Raw genomic sequence first — 5259 nt, forward strand, 5'->3', positions numbered from 1 at the left:
GCCCCCCGCCATACCCCCCTCCGCGTACGCGGACCCCGGCAGCTTGTCCCCGTACGCCTTCACGACCCGCGCCCGGTACGCCCCGAGCGACACCCCGGACGGGCCCACGGCCCGCACGGCGTCCTCGTCCAGCGGCAGCACCCGTTCGCCCCCGGTGACGTACCAGGCGTCGATCTGCGGCTCCCGGAACACGGTCCCGCCGGGCAGTTTCGCGGCCCCGAGCCGGGCGTAACGGAACTCGTCGTCGCCGGTGGCGATGTTCACGACCTGCCACCCGGCGCCGGTCTTCGCGGTCCACAGGGCCGCTTTCTGTCCGTCCGAGGACACGGCCTCGGACGCGAGGAACTCCAGCCGGGCCACCGGTGCCCCGGCCTTCCCGGCGACGAACTCCGGCGCCAGGTAGCTGACGGGGACCACCTCCCCCTCGATCCGGGGCCGGGCCGCGGCCACCGACACCTTCCCCTCCCGGGCGAAGAACCTGGACAGGGTCGCCAGGGTGTCCGCCGCGGCGGCGGCCTCGTGCGCGGCGGCCCGGTTCTCGGCGGTGGCGGTCTGCGGCTGCGGGACGGGCGCGGCGGAGGCCGGCCCGCCCAGGACGGCGGTCAGGGCGGCGGCCGCGAGGGCCACGGCGGCGGCGCGAGCGGTCTTGGCGGTCACGCGGTCACGCCCCGATCCGGTAGAGGGAGTGGGTCCAGGAAAAGGTGTCGTTGTCCACGTACCAGGCGTGCGAGGCCCAGTTGTAGCGGTCGCTGGAGGGCCACGGGTCGCCCCAGTAGACCCAGCTGTTGGCGGTGTCGTACCCGTAGAGGACGTGCATGTGGCCGCCGCCGCCCGACCACTGGATCCGGGTCTCGACGGGCCGGTTGGCGTTGATCTCGGTCTGGACGGTGGAGTACTGCAGCCAGCCGGTGACGTAGCTGCCGGAGTTGATGCCGGCCCAGCGCAGCGCGGTCTGGACGTTCCCCAGCGTGGCCTGGTTGTTGGGGCACTCGGTGCCCTGCTGGCGGTTGAAGGCGGCATTGCAGAACTGGTTCTGGCTGTAGCCGCGGCCGAACCAGGTGGCGATGGTGTTGCCGCTGGCGGCCCAGCACCAGTTGCTCTTCTGCTGCGCCTGCATCGTGATGTCGAGCCGCTTGTACGCCAGTGCCGAGGCGGCGGCGCCGGTGCCGTCGGCCGGGGCGGCGGTGGCGGTACCGGCGCCGAGACCGAAGGGCAGCAGTACGAGCAGCAGGGCGGATGTCAGGGAGGCGGCCAGGGAAAGCCGCCCTCTTCTGTTGCGCATCGCGTTCCTCCCGAGGTGGGGACTCGAGGTGGTGGGGGGATGGAGGAGCGCGTCCGGACGCTGTGGAGGAGCATCAGGGTGTTGTCGCGATCAGGTCAACACGCTTCAATACGCGGTGACATTGCAGTGTGAACGGAGGGGCTGCGGTGTGAACGGTTGCTCTCGTTCCACCTGGTCTCCCCGGCCCACGGCCCGGTCCCCCACCCCGGCGCGTGTGAACGTTCACAGAGGAGAGTCGCCATGCGGCCGACCGGCGACACGCCAGGCACCTCAGGCACGCCGGGTACGCCGGACGCGGCGGACGCGGCGGACGCGGCGGACGCGGCCCGTCTCGGACAGCTGCTGCGCGGCGGCCCCTTCCACCTCGCCCTGCGCGCCGCCCTCGCCGCGCGCGGACTGCCCCTGCACCGGGTGCAGCACCGGCTCGCGGCGCGCGGCATCAAGCTCGGGGTCACCAGCCTCAGCTACTGGCAGCAGGGCGCCCGGCGCCCGCGCCAGCGGGAGTCGCTGCGGGCGGTCTCCGCCCTGGAGGAGATCCTCGAACTCCCCGAGGGCTCCCTCCTGCGCCTGCTGGCCGACCCGGACCCGGCCCCCGGCCCGGCCCGCCCGGCCGCCCGCCCGTACCGGACCCTGATGAGCGTCGGCGCGGCGGTGGAACGGCTGCTGGCGGCGATGGAACTCCCCGCGGACGGCGGCCTGCACTCGGTCGGCCACCACGAGCGGGTCCGCATCGGCCCGGCCGGCGAACTGCGCACGCGCGAGTCGCAGCAGATCGTGCGGGCCCACCGGGACGGCGTCGACCGCTACCTGGCCGTCCACCACGGCGATCCGGGCTGCGACGCGACCCGGGTGGAGGTGACCGCGTACGAGAACTGCCGCACGGGCCGGGTGCGCTGCCATCCGGAGGCCGGGGTGGTCGTGGCGGAGCTGCTCTTCGACGCGCGGCTGCGGCGCGGTGACACGTACGTCTTCGGCTACGGGATCGAGGACGGCACGGGCGCGCGCAGCACGGAGTACGTACGCGGCTTCAGCTACGCGGGCGGGCAGTACATGCTCCAGGTCCGCTTCGACGAGGCGGCCCTCCCGGTCCGCTGCCACCGTTTCGCCCGCGTCTCCCCCGGAGCCCCGCGCCGGTCCCTGTGCGACCTCACCCCCAGCGGCGGCCACCGCGCGGTCCACCTGGTGGAACAGGCGGTCCGCCCGGGGATCCTGGGCATCGCCTGGGACTGGGGGTAGGCGCCCGGAGCGGCCCGGCGGAAAAGGGCGGGCACCGCGGCCGGTGTTCCGGCAGGATGACCGCATGGACGACATCCGAAAGGCACATGCCGCGTAGGAATCCGACGCAGGTCCGACGCGACCTGCCGCCGAGGAGCCGCCCGGGGCACGGGCGGCAGGTGGTACCCGGCCTGTCGGGCCGGACCCTCGCCGGGATCGCCCGGCTGGAGCGCCGGCCCTCCTGGCCCGGTCCCCTGTTCGAGGCGTGGCGGCGCTGGCGCGCCCTCGCGTACAAGCCCGGGCCGTGGGTGATGTACGCCGAGGACGACTGCTGCGCCTGCTGCGACCCCTTCGCGGGTGCGGACGTGCGGGAGGTGCTGGAAGCGGCCTGCCTGGCCCTCCCCCGGCGCGCCGCCCGGGAGTTGCGCGCCGTGCTGGCGCCGCTGGACGCCCGTTTCCTCGCCCGCACCCTGCCCGACCCCTTCACCCCGCCCGGTGATCCGTGGTGGACCGGGCGGCTGGATTCGGCGTAGGGGCGGTGCGGAGCGGCCGGATCAGCCCGCGATCAGCTTGCCGTTCTCCGCCTTGACCGGGACGGACGGCAGGGGGTCGGAGGCCGGGCCGCGCAGGACCTTGCCGGTGGTGACGTCGAAACGGCTGCCGTGGCAGGGGCAGTTGCCCTCACCCTTGTCGATCTTGTCGAGGACGCAGCCGGCGTGCGTGCACTGGGCGCTGAACGCCTTGTACTGGCCCTCCGCGGGGCAGCTGACGACGATCTTCTGCTCACGGAACAGCTTCGCGCCGCCGACCGGGACCTCCGCGGCGGCGCCCAGCTCGACCGGCTCCTTCGGGACGGCGGGGCCGCCCGCGCCGCTGCCGCCCTCGGTCGAGCACGCGGAGAGCGCCGCCCCCGCGCCCACGGCCCCGGCGAGCGCGGCGGCACCCTTGAGGACGGTACGGCGGGCGGCGGGCTGTGACGCGGACATGTTGTTCTCCTGGCACGAGGTGACGGGCCCCGGGCGGGGCCCACCCGACCATACCGGCGCCCGATGGGATAGCTTCCCCCGCGTGATCGTCGTCGGCGGAGAAGCCCTGATCGACCTCGTGCCCCTGGTGGAGCCGCCGGGCGCGCTGCTGCCCCGGCCGGGGGGCGGACCGTACAACACCGCCCTGGCGCTGGGCCGGCTCGGGGCGTCGGTGGCCTTCTGTTCCCGGGTGTCGGCCGACGGCTTCGGCGAGGGGCTGCTGGCCGGGCTGCGGGCGGCCGGGGTGGACCTCTCGCTGGTGCAGCGCGGGCCCGAGCCGACCTCGCTGGCCGTGCCCTCGCTGGCCCCGGACGGTTCCGCCGCGTACGGGTTCTACGTGGAGGGCACCGCCGACCGGTTGTTCGCCCTGCCTCCCGCGCTGCCGCCGCGGGCGCGGGCCCTGGCGCTCGGGACCTGCTCGCTGGTGCTGGAGCCGGGGGCGAGCGCGTACGACGCCCTGCTGCGGCGGGAGTCGGGGCGCGGACTGCTGACCCTGCTCGACCCCAACATCCGCCCGGCCCTGATCGCGGACCCGGCCGGCTACCGGGAGCGGTTCCTGGGCCGGCTGCCGTACGTGTCCGTGCTGAAGCTGTCCGAGGAGGACGCGGACTGGCTGGGCGGCCGGGCCGGGGACTGGCTGGCGGCGGGCCCCTCGGCCGTGGTGCTGACCCGGGGGGCGGCGGGGCTGACGGTGTGGACCTCGGACGGGGCGGAGTACACCGCGGCGGCCCGTCGCGTGGCCGTCGTGGACACGATCGGCGCGGGCGACACCGTCAACGCGGCGCTGCTCCACCGGCTCGCGGGGGAGCCGGACCCGGGCGCGGTGGACTGGCCCGACGTGCTGGCCTACGCCGCCCACGCGGCCGCGCTCACCTGCACCCGGGCCGGCTGCGAGCCGCCCTACGCCGCCGAGCTCGGCCTCAGCCGATAGCGGCCCACAGGGTCCGGGCGAGCGCCGGGGCGAACTCCTCGACCGGCTGGACCACCTCGGCGCCGGAGAAGTGCAGGAAGAACGCCCGCTGGAAGCAGGCGCCGAGCAGCAGCGCGGCGGCGGCGCGGGGGTCCCCGGCCCGGAGCCGGCCGGCGTCGAGCTCCCGGCGCAGCCTTCCCTCGAGGGCGTCGAGCACCACGTGCGGGCCCTGGCCGATCTCCCGGACCCCCTCGCGGTGGCGGGTGAGCAGGGCGGGCTCGGCGAACAGGGAGGCGGCCATCGGCATGGCCTCGGCGTAGAAGAGCGAGGCGTGCCGGGCGATGTCGGCGAGCGCCTCTTCGAGGGCGCCTTCGCCGGGGCCGCCGGCCAGCGCGGCCATGAGCGGTCCGGCGTTGGGCGTGCGCTCCATCAGCACCCGCACGAACAGCTCTTCCTTGTTGGCGTAGTGCTTGTAGAGCGCGGCCTCCGAGCAGCCGGCCTCACGGGCGATGGCCTTGGTGGTGGTGTTGGCGAGGCCGATGGTGCGCATGAGGGTCTCGGCGGCGTCCAGCAACCGCTCGGAGGCGGGCCGGGTTGACTTCGGGGTGGGCATTCACTCACCCTAGTGGACAGCAGGGTGAGTGAATACTCACCCACCCTCCCGCACGCATCCTTGACAGGGGTCCACGATGAAGATCACGGTGTTCGGAGCGACGGGCGGTGTCGGCCGCGAGGTAGTCCGGCAGGGCCTCGCGGCGGGCCACGAGGTGACCGCGGTGGTCCGCGACCCCGCCAGGCTGGACGTGCCGGCGCACGAGCGGCTGCAC

General features: G+C 74.9%; 8 protein-coding genes. 4 read left to right on the top strand and 4 right to left on the bottom strand.

The genetic code is table 11. The annotated features are described in order from the left end of the window. Nucleotides 1-657, bottom strand: a 657-nt coding sequence (locus VR44_RS33165; RefSeq protein ID WP_045951343.1) for a hypothetical protein, incomplete at its 3' end; no start/stop codon positions are given. Between the two features lie 4 nt (nt 658-661). Further along, nucleotides 662-1282, bottom strand: coding sequence for a papain-like cysteine protease family protein (locus tag VR44_RS33170; protein WP_045951344.1), 621 nt, complete (start codon nt 1280-1282; stop codon nt 662-664). Between the two features lie 240 nt (nt 1283-1522). On the opposite strand from VR44_RS33170, the gene VR44_RS33175 reads away from it, so the two are divergent. After that, on the top strand, nt 1523-2518 hold the full coding sequence (locus VR44_RS33175; RefSeq protein WP_245692705.1) for a hypothetical protein: 996 nt from the start codon (nt 1523-1525) through the stop codon (nt 2516-2518). A gap of 158 nt (nt 2519-2676) precedes the next feature. After that, nucleotides 2677-3030 (top strand): hypothetical protein, encoded by a 354-nt coding sequence (locus tag VR44_RS33180; protein WP_045951345.1) that lies wholly within the window; start codon nt 2677-2679, stop codon nt 3028-3030. A 21-nt stretch (nt 3031-3051) separates the two neighbouring features. Here the strand turns inward: VR44_RS33180 and VR44_RS33185 are convergent, their stop codons facing one another. After that, nucleotides 3052-3483 (bottom strand): Rieske (2Fe-2S) protein, encoded by a 432-nt coding sequence (locus VR44_RS33185; protein ID WP_045951346.1) that lies wholly within the window; start codon nt 3481-3483, stop codon nt 3052-3054. Between the two features lie 82 nt (nt 3484-3565). On the opposite strand from VR44_RS33185, the gene VR44_RS33190 reads away from it, so the two are divergent. After that, the gene (locus VR44_RS33190) at nt 3566-4453 is read left to right on the top strand and encodes a carbohydrate kinase family protein (protein WP_045951347.1); all 888 of its coding nucleotides are present in this window, start codon (nt 3566-3568) and stop codon (nt 4451-4453) included. On the opposite strand, the gene VR44_RS33195 is transcribed toward VR44_RS33190, so the two are convergent. Beyond that, a complete protein-coding gene (locus VR44_RS33195) occupies nt 4443-5045 on the bottom strand; it encodes a TetR/AcrR family transcriptional regulator (protein WP_045951348.1) in 603 nt (200 codons plus the stop codon). The genes VR44_RS33190 and VR44_RS33195 overlap by 11 nt on opposite strands. A gap of 76 nt (nt 5046-5121) precedes the next feature. On the opposite strand from VR44_RS33195, the gene VR44_RS42045 reads away from it, so the two are divergent. Continuing rightward, a partial coding sequence (locus VR44_RS42045) for an NAD(P)H-binding protein (RefSeq protein ID WP_157880486.1) occupies nt 5122-5259 on the top strand: 138 nt, incomplete at its 3' end.

The organism is Streptomyces katrae, from assembly GCF_000966975.1.
Classification (GTDB): Bacteria; Actinomycetota; Actinomycetes; order Streptomycetales; family Streptomycetaceae; genus Streptomyces; species Streptomyces katrae.